Consider the following 13,066-nt stretch of genomic DNA (forward strand, 5'->3'; position numbering starts at 1 on the left):
TCGAGCCTGTCGAGAACCAATGTCTTAAACCGCTTCTCGACAAGCTCGAAGTGAACGGAGATAGTAAAACTTATGAGCGACGATTTCGGACAGGAACAGGCGATCCGCAAATTGCAGGCAGGCAAGCTGGTGATCGCCAGTCATAATGCGGGCAAGGTGCGCGAGATTGCGGCGCTGCTCGGCCCCTATGGCATTGAGCCGATTTCCGCCGGCGCGCTTGACCTGCCCGAACCGGAGGAAACCGGCACGACCTTCATCGCCAATGCGGAGTTGAAGGCGATGCAGGCGGCGGACTTGAGTGGCTTGCCCGCTCTGGCCGACGACAGCGGCCTATGTGTCGAGGCGCTGGGCGGCGATCCGGGGCTTTTTTCGGCGCGCTGGGCGGGCCCGGACAAGGACTTCAACCTGGCGATGCAGAAGGTCTGGGACGGGATTGCGGCCAAAGGGCCAGATGCCGGCCATGATGCCCATTTCGTTTGCGCCCTCGCCCTTGCCTGGCCGGACGGTCATGTCGAAGCGTTCGAGGGTCGGGTCGATGGCACCATCGTCTGGCCGCCGCGCGGAGACAAGGGCTTTGGCTATGATCCGATGTTTCAGCCCCATGGGCATGACATCAGCTTTGGAGAAATGGACCCCGACGCCAAGCACGCCATGAGCCACCGCGCCCATGCCTTCGCTCAATTGGTGAAAGCGGTGTTCTGAAGCGTCATTGCGCGGCTTTGAGGCGCGCAGAATCGATATGCCAGCGTCGCTGATCGGCGGTGGAGCCGTCGATATCATTGACCCGGCGCACAACATAGCTGCCGGCGAAGCGCTGATGAGAGCCATCCGCCAGGACGGCATCCACCTTCACGGGAATGGTTTGATAGACCGAGCCTGCGCCTGCATCTCCAGGCGTCAGGTGGCCGATCGTCACCTGTGTCGATCGGGTGTCGGCAAAGCCTGCCCGAAAACGATCGAGCGACTGGTTTGGGGGACCGTCATTGCCCCACTGCCGCCAGGCGGTATCATAATCGCGGGCGTTCAGTGCGGCGTAATAGCGTTTGACGACATTGGCGGCCGCTTCCATGCCTTTTGGATCAGGACCGCAGCCGGCCATCGGCTCTCCCTCTCCGTCAAACAGCGCGCAACTGCGGGCGATTTCATCCTGCATGGTGGCGCAACTATTGGCGACGTTGCATGGCGGCCGGGTGGCGGGCGACACATTGCGGCATGTCTTTGCCAATCGCTCTGCCGCCGCCGTACCGATGTCTGCCGCACAGGATAAAGGCGTGCGATCCGCCGATGCAGCCGCAGTGATAGGCGACGAAGCAGCGTTAGCCGATTCCGGATCGAGCGAGGCGTCAGGCGCTGGCGCGCCGCCGCCCGCCGACACAGTTCCCGCGCCAACAGCGCCGGATGCAGCGTTATCGGCCCCTCCCGCCTGCGGATCGCCGGGTGCGCTGCATCCCGCCAAGGTGATCGCCATCGCGGTCAGAATGATTTGGGACGGACGCATCGCGGATCGGACCATGAGAGATTCTCCTTTGTGGCGATCAATGCGCACCCCGCCAGTAAGGTTCGATCGGCAGGTCGATGGTGGCAAAGCCAGGATAGACCGAATGGGTGCCGGCCCCTGCTGGCCCTGACGGGCATTCCCAGCTAAGGGCGGCGGCAATGCCGGACACCATATTTCTTCCCCCTGTCGCTTCCCCGACGACCGAGCCCTTGGCTCTCTATATCCATTGGCCCTTCTGCGTGTCCAAATGCCCCTATTGCGACTTCAACAGCCATGTGCGCGAAGGCATTGATGTCGATGCCTGGCGCGGCGCATTGCTGGCGGACATGGCGCATGAGGCGGCGCTGACCGGCGGGCGGCCGCTGACGTCGATTTTCTTTGGCGGCGGCACACCATCGCTGATGCCGCCCGCACTGGTCGCCGACCTGATCGCTGCGGCGGATCGCCAATGGGGCCTTGCGCCCGACAGTGAGATCACGCTGGAGGCCAATCCCAATTCGGTGGAGGCAGCACGCTTTGCCGATCTGGCCGCGGCGGGCGTTAACCGGGTATCGCTGGGTTTGCAGGCGCTCGACAATGATGCGCTGCATTTCCTGGGGCGCGCGCATGATGTCGACGAAGGGCTGGCGGCGCTGGCAACGGCGCAACGCGTGTTCGACCGCGTGAGTTTCGACCTGATCTATGCGCGACCGGGACAGAGCGAGGCGGACTGGGAGGCCGAACTGGCGCGCGCGCTGGGCTTTGGCACAGGGCATCTCTCGCTCTATCAGCTGACGATCGAGCCAGGCACGCGCTTTGCGACGCTGGTGGCGCAGGGCAAGCTGACGCCTGCCGATCCAGATCATGGCGCGACTCTCTATGAATTGACGCAATCCATGACGGTTGCGGCGGGCATTCCTGCCTATGAGATCAGCAATCACGCCCGACCGGGTCAGGAAAGCCGACACAACCTTACCTACTGGCGCTACGGGGATTATGCCGGCATCGGACCGGGGGCACATGGGCGACGCACAGGCCAAGCGACGGTCCGCCACAAAAAACCGGAAAACTGGATGAATGCCGTCGCGCGCAACGGTCATGGCGCGCAGGGCGAAGAGCCGCTGGCGGACGAGGATCGCGCGCGCGAGGCGCTGCTGATGGGACTGCGGCTGCGCGAAGGCGTCGACCTTCGCCGCATCGCGTCAGAATCGGGCATTACGATTTCGCAGCTGGTCGATGATCTGGCGGTCGCGCGACTGATGGAGATCGGACTGATGGACCGGCAGGAAAGCCATATTCAGGTCACGCCGGCCGGCATGTTGCTGCTGGACGCGATCCTGCCTGAAATCGTGACGATCTGACCCAGCGTCAGGGCTGTTCGGTGGCCTTGGCCTCAGGCGAGGGCACCGTGTCCTTGCTGGTCATGGCGACGGCGGGCGGTCCCTTCTGGATGGCGGCGGCCAAGTCCCCTACAGGGGCGCAATCGGCCTTGCAGAGCTTTTGCGCCTGCGCCAGCACCTCCTTGGCGCGGGCGACCGCACCTTTCTCCATCATCGCTTCGCCCTGCCCCGCCAACGCGACGACATCGGTCGGGTCGAGCAGCAAGGCTTCCTTATAAAGGCGGATCGCCTTGCCCTGAAGCCCCTGCGCACGCGCGACTTCAGCGAGCGCCACATAGGCGGCGCGATTGCGCGGATCGACCGCCAGCGCGCTTTCCAGCGCGTCGGTCGCGCCCTCCAGATTACCCGCTTTCCGCGCAGCCTCGCCGGCCTTTTGCCATTCGACCGACTGGGGGCTGATCTGACTGTCCGGCCGTTGGCTAAAGCCGACGCTGGACACAGTCGTCAGCAGGGCGGCAAGCGCGATCGAGGCGGGGGTGAAACGCATTATCTTCTCCAGCCATGTTTCAGGCGATGATTGCAGGCTCGGGTCCAAGGTCCAAGTGTCGCGAACTTGCACGGCTTTGTCCATGGGATGATTTACGCCTGACGCCGCAGCCGTGCGAAGTAGAAGCCGTCGCTGCCATCATGCCCCGGCGTCAGCAGCAGCCCGCCGCCATGCGCGCGCCCGACCGGCAGATCGATCGGTTCGGCGATCCAGCCCTCATGGCGATCAAGGAACGCCGCAACCTGATCACGCCCCTCCCGATCGACGAGCGCGCAGGTGGCGTAGACCAGCAGGCCGCCGGGCCGCACCAACGGGGCCGCGAAATCAAGGATGCGCGCCTGTTCGGCGACCAGTCGGTCCAAGCGCGCGGGGGTCAGGCGCCAGCGCGCCTCAGGATTGCGCCGCCATGTGCCGGTTCCTGAACAGGGCGCGTCCACCAGCACCACGTCCGCCTGTTCCTGCAAGTGTGCAAGTCCCCGCGCCTCATGGCTCTGGTCCAGCAGCAGCGTGTCGATGAAGGTCGCCCCAGCGCGTTCCGCGCGCGGTTCCAGTCGCGCCAGACGCGACCGGATGGTGTCGGCCGCGATCAGCCTGCCCTGCCCCGCCATCGCCGCGGCCAGCGCCAGCGTCTTTCCACCCGCCCCAGCGCACAGGTCAACGACCGTCATGCCCGATCGCGCGTCGCAGGCGGCCGCGATCCACTGGCTGCCGGCATCCTGCACTTCGACAAGGCCGTCCTGCCACGCCGGATGCTGTTCCACCGGCCAGCCTTCGGGCAGCCGCAGTGCGTCGGGAAGGCCGGAAATGGCTATGGCATCCGGCAGCAGGGGCACGACCTGCGCTGGCGTGGCCCTGAGGCGATTGACGCGCAGATCGACCGGGGCGCGGCCCAGCAGCGCGTCCTGCTCGACCGGCGCAGCGAGCAATGGCTGGAGCCAGCCGGGAACAGCCCTAGCCAGCGCCCCCGCCTCGCCCGGCTCGATCGGCAGCGGCGCGTGAGGCGACCCATCGAACAAGGCGGCAAGCGCCGGCTGGTCCTGCGTCAGACCGATCATTGCCGCCCGGCCCGTGTCCGGACGCTCGGCCGCGCGACGGATCGCATCATAGATATGATCGCGCACAGCCCGGCGATCGCGCGACCCGGCATAGCGCCGTTCCTTGAAATAGCGGGCGATGAGAGTGTCGGCGGCAGGACCGCCATCGCGCGCAGCAGCGATGATGGCGTCCAGCAGCTCGATCGCAGCCTGGATGCGGGCGGAGGGTGTCATGCGTTACTCCACCTTATCCGTGCGCAAAAAGGGTCGGGAGATGCTCACTTTGCTCGTGCCCCACCCCCTGCCCCTCCCTTGGAAGGGAGGGGAATGGAAGGACAATCAACGCGTCGGATAGTTGGGCGCTTCGCGCGTAATGGTGACGTCATGGACATGGCTTTCCGACAGGCCCGCATTGGTGATCTGCACGAAGCGGGCGCGCTCCTGCAAATCCTTGATCGTGCGGCTGCCGGTATAGCCCATCGCCGCCTTCACGCCGCCAACGAGCTGGTGAATGACATCCTTGGCTGGCCCCTTGAACGGCACCTGCCCCTCAATCCCTTCGGGCACCAGCTTCATCTGGTCCTTGATATCCGCCTGGAAATAGCGGTCGGCGCTGCCGCGCGCCATCGCGCCGACGCTGCCCATGCCGCGATAGCTTTTATAGGCGCGGCCCTGATAGAGGAAGGTTTCGCCCGGCGCCTCAGCCGTGCCCGCCAGCAGTGATCCCACCATGACGCAGCCAGCGCCGGCTGCCAGCGCCTTGGCGACATCGCCTGAGGTGCGCAAACCGCCGTCCGCGATGACAGGCACGCCATGCCTGGCGGCTTCCTCGGCCGAGTCCATGACCGCTGTGAGCTGTGGAACACCGACGCCGGCAACGACGCGGGTGGTGCAGATGGAACCCGGGCCGATGCCGACCTTTACGCAATCCGCGCCCGCGCCGATCAGCGCTCTGGTCGCCTCGGCGGTCGCGACATTGCCGGCGACCACCTGAACATGGTTGGACAGTTTCTTGACCGCTTCGACCGCGGCCGACACTTGCTTGCTATGGCCATGCGCAGTGTCGATGACGATGAGGTCGCATTCCGCATCGATCAACGCCTTGCTGCGCTCCAGACCGGTTTCACCCACGGTGGAGGCGGCAGCGACGCGCAGGCGGCCCGACGCGTCCTTCGTGGCCTGCGGATAGGTGACGGCCTTTTCGATATCCTTGACGGTGATGAGGCCAACGCAGTGATAGGCCTCATCCACGACGAGCAGCTTTTCGATCCGGCGCTGGTGCAGCAGCCGTTGCGCCTCATCCTGGCTGACGCCGGCCTTGACGGTAGCGAGATTATCCTTCGTCATCAATTCGCTGACCAACTGAGCAGGATTTTCAGCGAACCGCACGTCGCGATGGGTGAGGATGCCGACCAGCTTGCCCGATTCCTCGACCACCGGAATGCCGCTGATCTTGTGCCGCTGCATCAGCATCTGCGCGTCGGAGAGCGTAGCGGTCGGCAGGATGGTGATGGGATTGACGACCATGCCGCTTTCGAACCGCTTCACCGCCCGGACGGCATCGGCCTGTTCCTCGACCGTCAGATTGCGGTGCAACACGCCAATCCCGCCCAGTTGCGCCATGACGATCGCCATGTCGGCTTCCGTCACCGTATCCATGGCCGACGACAGGATCGGGATGTTAAGCTTTATCCCGCGCGTGACCTGCGTGCTGGTATCGGCCTGGCTCGGCAACACATCGGATTCGGCGGGCTGCAACAGCACGTCGTCAAAGGTGAGGCCAAGGCGGATGTCCATGTGAAAGCCACTTTCTGCTGCGGGACGGCGGGCGCGCCCCATGGGGATTCGTGGCGGCCCATGTAACCACTTACCCCCCGAACGACCAGACCCTTTGGCAGATTATTGCACTGCGAAGGGCGGGATCAAGGGCTGATCCCCATATAGAAAAGGCCCCCGAATGGAGGCCTTTTCGCTTGGTCGACGGAATGCCGGCCGATCACATGTGGATGGGCTTGCCGGTCACGGCCATCGCCGCTTCCTTGATCGCTTCACTATGCGTGGGATGCGCATGGCAGGTATAGGCGATGTCTTCGCTCGACGCGCCGAATTCCATGGCTTGGACAGCCTGCGCGATCATCGTGCCGGCGGGCACCGCGATGATCCAGACGCCCAGAACCTTATCGGTTTCCGCATCGGCGATGATCTTCACAAAGCCTTCGGGCTCATGATTGGTCTTGGCCCGGCTGTTGGCCATCATCGGGAACTTGCCGACCTTGACCGCGCCCTTTTCCTTGGCGGCCTCTTCGGTAAGGCCCACGCCTGCGATTTCCGGCTTGGTGTAAACCACCGACGGAATGAGGTCATGGTTCACGATGCCGGTCATGCCCGCGATATTCTCGGCAACGGCGATGCCTTCATCCTCCGCCTTGTGCGCAAGCATTGGCCCCGGAACGACGTCGCCGATCGCCCATACGCCAGGCACCTTGGTCGCGAAGTCATGATCCGTCTCGATCTGACCGCGCTGGTTGACTTCCAGCCCGATCTTGTCGAGGCCAAGGCCTTCCGTGTTGGGCCGGCGACCGATCGACACCAGCACGACATCGGCCTCGATCGTTTCGGCTTCGCCGCCGGCGGCCGGCTCGACCGTGAGCCTGACCCCGTCGCCCGCGACTTCCGCGCCCGTGACCTTGGTGCCAAGCTTGTATTCAAAGCCCTGCTTCGTGAAAATCTTGTTGGCTTCCTTGCGGACTTCGCCGTCCATGCCAGGCAGGATCTGATCGAGATATTCGACGACCGTCACCTTCGCCCCCAGGCGGCGCCAGACGCTGCCCATCTCAAGACCGATGACGCCGCCGCCGACGACCACCAGATGCCCGGGAACCTTGTCCAGTTCGAGCGCACCGGTGGAATCGACAATCTTGCCACCTGCATTATCGATCGTCACGCCGGGCAAGGGCGTGACCGAAGACCCGGTGGCAATGACGATATTCTTGGCCGTCACCTTTTCGCCACCGACTTCGACGCTGTTCGCGCCGGTGAAGCTTGCAAGCCCCCTAAGCCAGGTGACCTTGTTCTTCTTGAACAGAAATTCGATGCCGCCGGTCAGCCCCTTGACCGCGTCGGTGCGCTGGCCCTGCATGGTAGCAAGGTCCAGACTCATCGCATCGATCTTGACGCCCAGCTTGGCCAGCATGCCATTGGCAGCCTCGTCATAGAGTTCCGAGGCGTGCAGCATCGCCTTGGACGGAATGCAGCCAACATTGAGACAGGTGCCGCCCAGCGTCTCCCGGCTTTCCGCGCAAGCGGTCTTGAGGCCGAGCTGCGCTGCGCGGATCGCTGCGACATAGCCGCCCGGCCCAGCGCCGATCACCAGAACGTCATAATCGAACTCTGCCATACCAATCTCCGTTCGCCCTTGGAGCGAGTTGCATGTCTCGCTCCAACCTGTCGAAGGGCATTACTTCTTCTTTGGTCCTTCTGAAAACAGAAAGGACAGGGCGTCGACAGGCGCAGCCCCAACGGACCAATGGCCGACCTTAAAGGTCGATCAGCAGGCGGGTGGGATCCTCAATCGCATTCTTCACAGCGACGAGGAACGTGACCGCTTCGCGACCGTCGATCAGGCGGTGATCGTAGCTCAGTGCGAGATACATCATCGGGCGGACGACAACCTGGCCATCGCGAACGACCGGGCGGTCCTCGATACGGTGGAGGCCAAGCACCGCGGACTGGGGCGGGTTGATGATCGGCGTCGACATCAGCGAACCGAACACGCCACCATTAGAGATAGTGAAGGTGCCGCCCTTCATATCTTCCATGGTGAGCTTGCCCTCCTTGGCCTTCTTGCCGAAGTCGCCGATGGTCCTTTCGATCTGCGCAACGCTCATGCTTTCGGCATTGCGGATGACCGGGACGACAAGGCCGGTGGGCGCGGATACCGCGACCGAGATGTCGGCAAAGTCGTTATAGACGATCTCGTCGCCCTCGATCTGACCGTTGACGCCAGGAATATCCTTGAGCGCCATGCACACGGCCTTGGTGAAGAAGCCCATGAAGCCCAGGCGCACGCCATGCTTCTTTTCAAAGAGATCCTTATACTTCGTCCGCGCCTCGATAACGTTGGTCATATCAACGTCGTTGAAGGTGGTGAGCAGCGCGGCGTTGTTCTGCGCTTCCTTCAAACGCTTGGCGACCGTCTGGCGCAGGCGGGTCATCTTGACGCGTTCCTGCTTGCGGCTGGGGCCGGCGGCGGGCGCAGCTTCGGTGGGCGCGGCCTCGGCGCCGGTGGAGGCAGCCCTGGCGGTTCCGGCATCGACGGCGGCCATGACGTCATCCTTGGTCAGGCGGCCATCCTTGCCCGAACCCTTGATCTTGCTCGGGTCAAGGCCATGTTCCAGCACCAGGCGGCGCACGGCAGGCGAAAGCGTCAGGTTGCCGCCCTCGCCTTCCTCATCGGCAGCAGCGGGCGCGGGCGCCGGTGTCGACGCACTCGGCGCGGGGGTGGCGGCTTCGGCCTTGGCGGCGGGCGCTGGCGCGGGCGACGAAGCGGCGGCGGCGCCTTCGTTCACATAGGCGAGAAGCGCGCCCACCTCGACCGTGTCGCCTTCCTTGGCAACGATGTCGCCCATCGTGCCGGCGGCGGGCGCAGGCACATCGACCGCGACCTTGTCGGTTTCCAGGCTGACGATCGGCTCGTCCGCCTTCACGGCCTCACCGGGCTTCTTCAGCCACTGGCCAACGGTTGCTTCGGTAACGGATTCGCCCAGCGTGGGGACTTTGACTTCGGTAGCCATGAGCTTGACTCAGCCTTTCTTCTGGCGGCGGATTTCTTCACGAACGCTGTGGCCCAGCGCATCGGCAACGAGGGCGCCCTGTTCGGCAACATGGCGCTTGGCAAGGCCGGTGGCCGGCGAGGCCGACGCCTTGCGGCCGGCATAACGCGCGCGCATCGGCGCCTTGCCCGCCATCGCCAGCGCTTCCTCGACAAAGGGCTCGACAAAGAACCAGGCACCATTGTTGCGCGGTTCTTCCTGGCACCAGACGACATCTTCGAGATTGGTCATCCGTGCGATGCGCTTGGCCAGCGCCTCCGTGGCGAAGGGATAGATCTGCTCGATCCGCACGATCTGGGTATCGCTATCGCCCGCGGCATCGCGCGCTTCGGCCAGATCATAATAGACCTTGCCCGAGCACAGGACGAGCCGCTTCGTGTCCTGATCCGCCGCGCCGTTGGGGTCCGACAGGATGCGCTTGAAGTGCGTTTCGCCCAGGAAGTCCTCCGCCTTGCTGACCGCCGACTTGTGCCGCAGCAGCGACTTGGGCGTCATGATGATCAGCGGCTTGCGGAAGCTGCGGAGCATCTGCCGGCGCAGAACGTGGAAGTAATTCGCCGGGGTGGTGATGTTCGCCACCTGGATATTGCCTTCCGCGCATAGTTGCAGGAAGCGTTCCAGACGCGCCGAACTATGCTCCGGCCCCTGCCCTTCATAGCCGTGCGGTAGCAGGCAGACGAGGCCGTTGGCGCGCAGCCATTTGCTTTCCGACGACGCGATATACTGATCGAAAATGATCTGCGCGCCATTGGCGAAATCGCCAAACTGCGCTTCCCAGAGCACCAGGCTCTTGGGATCGGCCAGTGCGAAGCCATATTCGAAGCCCAGAACGCCATATTCGGAGAGGGGGCTGTCCAGCACCTCGAACCGGCCATGGGGGACGGTGGACAGCGGAATATATTTGCGTTCGCTGTCCTGATCGACCCACACCGCATGACGCTGGCTGAAGGTGCCGCGACCCGAATCCTGGCCCGACAGGCGCACGCCATAGCCTTCCGAGAGAAGCGAGCCGAAGGCCAGCGCCTCGCCGGTCGCCCAGTCGAAATTCGCGCCCGACTTGAACATCTCCGCCTTGGCATCCAGCACGCGCTTCAGCGTCTTGTGGACATTATGCCCTTCGGGAATGGTAGTGAGCGTGCGGCCGAGGCTGTCAAACAGCTTCTGGCTAACCCCGCTTTCCACCGTCTGGCGCGCGGTTTCGGCGTCGGCTGGCTTGTGCAGGCCCGACCAGCGGCCCGCAAACCAGTCGGCGGTGTTCGCCTTGTAGCTCTTGGCCGCCTCAAACTCTTCTTCGAGATGGTTGACGAATTCGCCGGTCGCCTGCGCCACGAAATCATCATCGACCACGCCTTCGGCTTTCAGCCGCGACGAATAGACGTCGCTGACCGGCGGGTGCTGACGGATCTTCGCATACATTTGCGGCTGGGTGAACGAGGGCTCGTCGCCTTCATTATGACCGAAGCGGCGATAGCACCACATGTCGATCACGATGTCGCGATGGAAGGTCTGGCGATATTCGATCGCAAGCTTGCAGGCGAAGGTAACGGCTTCGGGATCGTCGCCATTGACGTGCAGGATCGGCGCCTGAACGCCCTTGGCCACATCGCTGGGATAGGGCGAGGACCGCGCGAATTGCGGCGAGGTGGTGAAGCCGACCTGGTTGTTGACGACGAAATGGATGCAGCCGCCGGTATTATAGCCGCGAATGCCCGAAAAGCCGAGGCATTCCCAGACGATACCCTGCCCCGCGAACGCCGCGTCGCCATGGATCAGCACGGGCAGCACGGCCTCATGCTTTTCCAGATCGTCGCGGAAGGTCTGCTGCGCGCGGACCTTGCCCAGCACCACCGGATCGACAGTTTCGAGATGCGAAGGGTTGGGGACCAGCGACATATGCACCTTGATCCCGTCGAACTCGCGATCGGTGGAGGTGCCGAGGTGATATTTGACGTCGCCCGAGCCGCCGACATCTTCGGGATTGGCGGTGCCGCCCGAAAATTCGTGGAAAATGACGCGGAAGCCCTTGGCCATGACATTGGCCAGCACGTTGAGGCGGCCGCGATGCGCCATGCCGAACACGATTTCGCGCACGCCGGTCGAACCGCCATATTTGATGACCGCTTCCAGCGCGGGGATCATCGATTCCCCGCCGTCGAGGCCGAAACGCTTGGTGCCGACATATTTGCGGCCCAGGAACTTCTCATATTGTTCGGCCTGGATGACCTTGGCCAAGATCGCCTTCTTGCCCTCGGGCGTGAAGTGGATTTCCTTGTCCTTGCCTTCCATCCGGTCCTGAAGGAAGCGGCGCTCCTCGACATCGGCGATGTGCATATATTCAAGGCCGACATTGCCGCAGTAATTCTGGCGCAGAATGGCGACGATCTCGCGCACGGTCGCATATTGCAGGCCGAGCGAGCCACCGAGGTAGATTTTCTTGTCGAGGTCGGTGAGGCCGTGATATTCCGGCGTCAGATCCGCCGGCAGGTCGCGATGAACGAGGCCCAGCGGATCGAGATTGGCAGCCAGATGACCACGCACACGATAGGTCCGGATCAGCATCATCGCACGGATGCTGTCTTCCGCGGCGGCCGTGATATCAGCGTCCGATACGGCCTTGCCCTGCGCCTTGGCGGCGGCCTTGACGGCCACCTGCATCTGCATGGGGTCCAGCGCGCCGGTCAGATCGTCCGTATCCGTCAGCGGCCAATTGTCGCGTGCCCAGCTCGGCCCGCGCTCGATTTCGAAATCCTGGTTCTCGTATCCCATCGTCTATCCCATCTGCGCCGCGTGCAGTCGCGGAAGCGGGAGAATATGCGGTCGGGGTGCAGCCCGACCGCATTCATATGTAGGAGTAATCTTACCCCTTCAAGACCTCGACCAGCGTGGAGCCAAGTTCCGACGGGCTGGCCGCGACCTTGATGCCCGCCGCTTCCATCGCCGCGATTTTGCTTTCCGCGTCGCCCTTGCCGCCCGACACGATCGCGCCGGCATGGCCCATGCGGCGGCCCGGAGGCGCGGTGCGGCCCGCGATGAAGCCCGCCATCGGCTTCTTGCGGCCCTTCTTGGCCTCGTCGATCAGGAACTGGGCAGCCTGCTCTTCCGCGTCGCCGCCGATTTCGCCGATCATGATGATCGACTCGGTCGCGTCGTCGGCCAGGAACAGTTCCAGCACGTCGATGAAGTTGGTGCCGTTGACCGGGTCGCCGCCGATGCCGACGGCCGTGGTCTGGCCCAGGCCCGCGTTCGAGGTCTGGAACACGGCTTCATAGGTCAGCGTGCCCGAGCGTGACACGACGCCGACGCTGCCCTTCTTGAAGATGCTGCCGGGCATGATGCCGATCTTGCATTCGTCGGGCGTCAGGACGCCGGGGCAGTTGGGGCCGATGAGGCGCGACTTGCTACCCGACAGCGCGCGCTTGACGCGCACCATGTCCAGAACCGGGATGCCTTCGGTGATGCACACGATCAGCGGGATTTCCGCGTCGATGGCCTCAAGGATCGAGTCCGCAGCGAACGGCGGCGGGACATAGATGACGGAGGCGTCCGCACCGGTCTTCGACTTGGCTTCCGCGACGGTGTCAAACATGGGCAGGCCGATATGGCTCGTACCACCCTTGCCAGGGGTCACGCCCGCGACCATCTGCGTGCCATAGGCCAGCGCCTGTTCGGTGTGGAAAGTGCCGGTCGCGCCGGTCATACCCTGGGTGATGACCTTGGTATTCTTGTTCACCAGAATGGACATGCGTGTCCCTTTTCGTCTGTGACGTGGCAGTTTATGAAAAGCAGCCCGCCGCCGGCTGCACACATACCGGGGCGGGCTGGAAAATTTCAGTCGA

Annotated in this window: 11 protein-coding genes; 2 read left to right on the forward strand and 9 right to left on the reverse strand. The window is 63.7% G+C overall.

What is annotated here, in order from left to right:
* The first annotated feature begins 72 nt into the window (after positions 1-72).
* Positions 73-702 carry an RdgB/HAM1 family non-canonical purine NTP pyrophosphatase gene (gene rdgB, locus SKA58_RS09905; protein ID WP_009822283.1) on the forward strand — a complete coding sequence of 210 codons (630 nt, stop codon included), beginning with the start codon at positions 73-75 and terminating at the stop codon, positions 700-702.
* A 4-nt stretch (positions 703-706) separates the two neighbouring features.
* Here the strand turns inward: rdgB and SKA58_RS09910 are convergent, their stop codons facing one another.
* A complete protein-coding gene (locus SKA58_RS09910) occupies positions 707-1,513 on the reverse strand; it encodes a hypothetical protein (protein ID WP_009822284.1) in 807 nt (268 codons plus the stop codon).
* A 22-nt stretch (positions 1,514-1,535) separates the two neighbouring features.
* Positions 1,536-1,670 carry a hypothetical protein gene (locus SKA58_RS20505; protein ID WP_266100841.1) on the reverse strand — a complete coding sequence of 45 codons (135 nt, stop codon included), beginning with the start codon at positions 1,668-1,670 and terminating at the stop codon, positions 1,536-1,538.
* Between SKA58_RS20505 and hemW the strand changes: the two genes are divergently transcribed.
* Positions 1,657-2,838, forward strand: a complete 1,182-nt coding sequence (hemW, locus tag SKA58_RS09915; protein ID WP_009822285.1) for a radical SAM family heme chaperone HemW — start codon at positions 1,657-1,659, stop codon at positions 2,836-2,838. The two genes, SKA58_RS20505 and hemW, sit on opposite strands and share 14 nt — an antisense overlap.
* 7 nt (positions 2,839-2,845) lie before the next feature.
* Here hemW and SKA58_RS09920 read toward each other — a convergent pair whose 3' ends face one another.
* The 7 genes from SKA58_RS09920 to sucD all read right to left on the reverse strand — a co-directional run bounded on the left by SKA58_RS09920 (position 2,846) and on the right by sucD (position 12,972).
* Positions 2,846-3,364 (reverse strand): tetratricopeptide repeat protein, encoded by a 519-nt coding sequence (locus SKA58_RS09920; protein ID WP_037543353.1) that lies wholly within the window; start codon positions 3,362-3,364, stop codon positions 2,846-2,848.
* Between the two features lie 92 nt (positions 3,365-3,456).
* Positions 3,457-4,632 (reverse strand): RsmB/NOP family class I SAM-dependent RNA methyltransferase, encoded by a 1,176-nt coding sequence (locus SKA58_RS09925; RefSeq protein WP_009822287.1) that lies wholly within the window; start codon positions 4,630-4,632, stop codon positions 3,457-3,459.
* A 105-nt stretch (positions 4,633-4,737) separates the two neighbouring features.
* On the reverse strand, positions 4,738-6,195 hold the full coding sequence (gene guaB / locus SKA58_RS09930) for an IMP dehydrogenase (protein WP_009822288.1): 1,458 nt from the start codon (positions 6,193-6,195) through the stop codon (positions 4,738-4,740).
* A gap of 199 nt (positions 6,196-6,394) precedes the next feature.
* Positions 6,395-7,795, reverse strand: a complete 1,401-nt coding sequence (gene lpdA / locus SKA58_RS09935; protein ID WP_009822289.1) for a dihydrolipoyl dehydrogenase — start codon at positions 7,793-7,795, stop codon at positions 6,395-6,397.
* Between the two features lie 139 nt (positions 7,796-7,934).
* Positions 7,935-9,191, reverse strand: a complete 1,257-nt coding sequence (gene odhB / locus SKA58_RS09940) for a 2-oxoglutarate dehydrogenase complex dihydrolipoyllysine-residue succinyltransferase (RefSeq protein ID WP_009822290.1) — start codon at positions 9,189-9,191, stop codon at positions 7,935-7,937.
* Between the two features lie 9 nt (positions 9,192-9,200).
* The gene (locus tag SKA58_RS09945; RefSeq protein WP_009822291.1) at positions 9,201-11,996 is read right to left on the reverse strand and encodes a 2-oxoglutarate dehydrogenase E1 component; all 2,796 of its coding nucleotides are present in this window, start codon (positions 11,994-11,996) and stop codon (positions 9,201-9,203) included.
* Positions 11,997-12,087: 91 nt separating this feature from the next.
* Positions 12,088-12,972, reverse strand: coding sequence for a succinate--CoA ligase subunit alpha (sucD, locus tag SKA58_RS09950; protein WP_009822292.1), 885 nt, complete (start codon positions 12,970-12,972; stop codon positions 12,088-12,090).
* Between the last annotated feature and the right edge of the window lie 94 nt (positions 12,973-13,066).

Source organism: Sphingomonas sp. SKA58, assembly GCF_000153545.1.
Classification (GTDB): domain Bacteria; phylum Pseudomonadota; class Alphaproteobacteria; order Sphingomonadales; family Sphingomonadaceae; genus Sphingobium; species Sphingobium soli.

What these genes read in the sequence shown, in the direction of transcription:
- rdgB (WP_009822283.1), top strand. Translation starts at nt 73, where the DNA reads ATGAGCGACGATTTCGGACAGGAACAGGCGATCCGCAAATTGCAGGCA.
- SKA58_RS09910 (WP_009822284.1), bottom strand. Translation starts at nt 1,513, where the DNA reads ATGGTCCGATCCGCGATGCGTCCGTCCCAAATCATTCTGACCGCGATG.
- hemW (WP_009822285.1), top strand. Translation starts at nt 1,657, where the DNA reads ATGCCGGACACCATATTTCTTCCCCCTGTCGCTTCCCCGACGACCGAG.
- SKA58_RS20505 (WP_266100841.1), bottom strand. Translation starts at nt 1,670, where the DNA reads ATGGTGTCCGGCATTGCCGCCGCCCTTAGCTGGGAATGCCCGTCAGGG.
- SKA58_RS09920 (WP_037543353.1), bottom strand. Translation starts at nt 3,364, where the DNA reads ATGCGTTTCACCCCCGCCTCGATCGCGCTTGCCGCCCTGCTGACGACT.
- SKA58_RS09925 (WP_009822287.1), bottom strand. Translation starts at nt 4,632, where the DNA reads ATGACACCCTCCGCCCGCATCCAGGCTGCGATCGAGCTGCTGGACGCC.
- guaB (WP_009822288.1), bottom strand. Translation starts at nt 6,195, where the DNA reads ATGGACATCCGCCTTGGCCTCACCTTTGACGACGTGCTGTTGCAGCCC.
- lpdA (WP_009822289.1), bottom strand. Translation starts at nt 7,795, where the DNA reads ATGGCAGAGTTCGATTATGACGTTCTGGTGATCGGCGCTGGGCCGGGC.
- odhB (WP_009822290.1), bottom strand. Translation starts at nt 9,191, where the DNA reads ATGGCTACCGAAGTCAAAGTCCCCACGCTGGGCGAATCCGTTACCGAA.
- SKA58_RS09945 (WP_009822291.1), bottom strand. Translation starts at nt 11,996, where the DNA reads ATGGGATACGAGAACCAGGATTTCGAAATCGAGCGCGGGCCGAGCTGG.
- sucD (WP_009822292.1), bottom strand. Translation starts at nt 12,972, where the DNA reads ATGTCCATTCTGGTGAACAAGAATACCAAGGTCATCACCCAGGGTATG.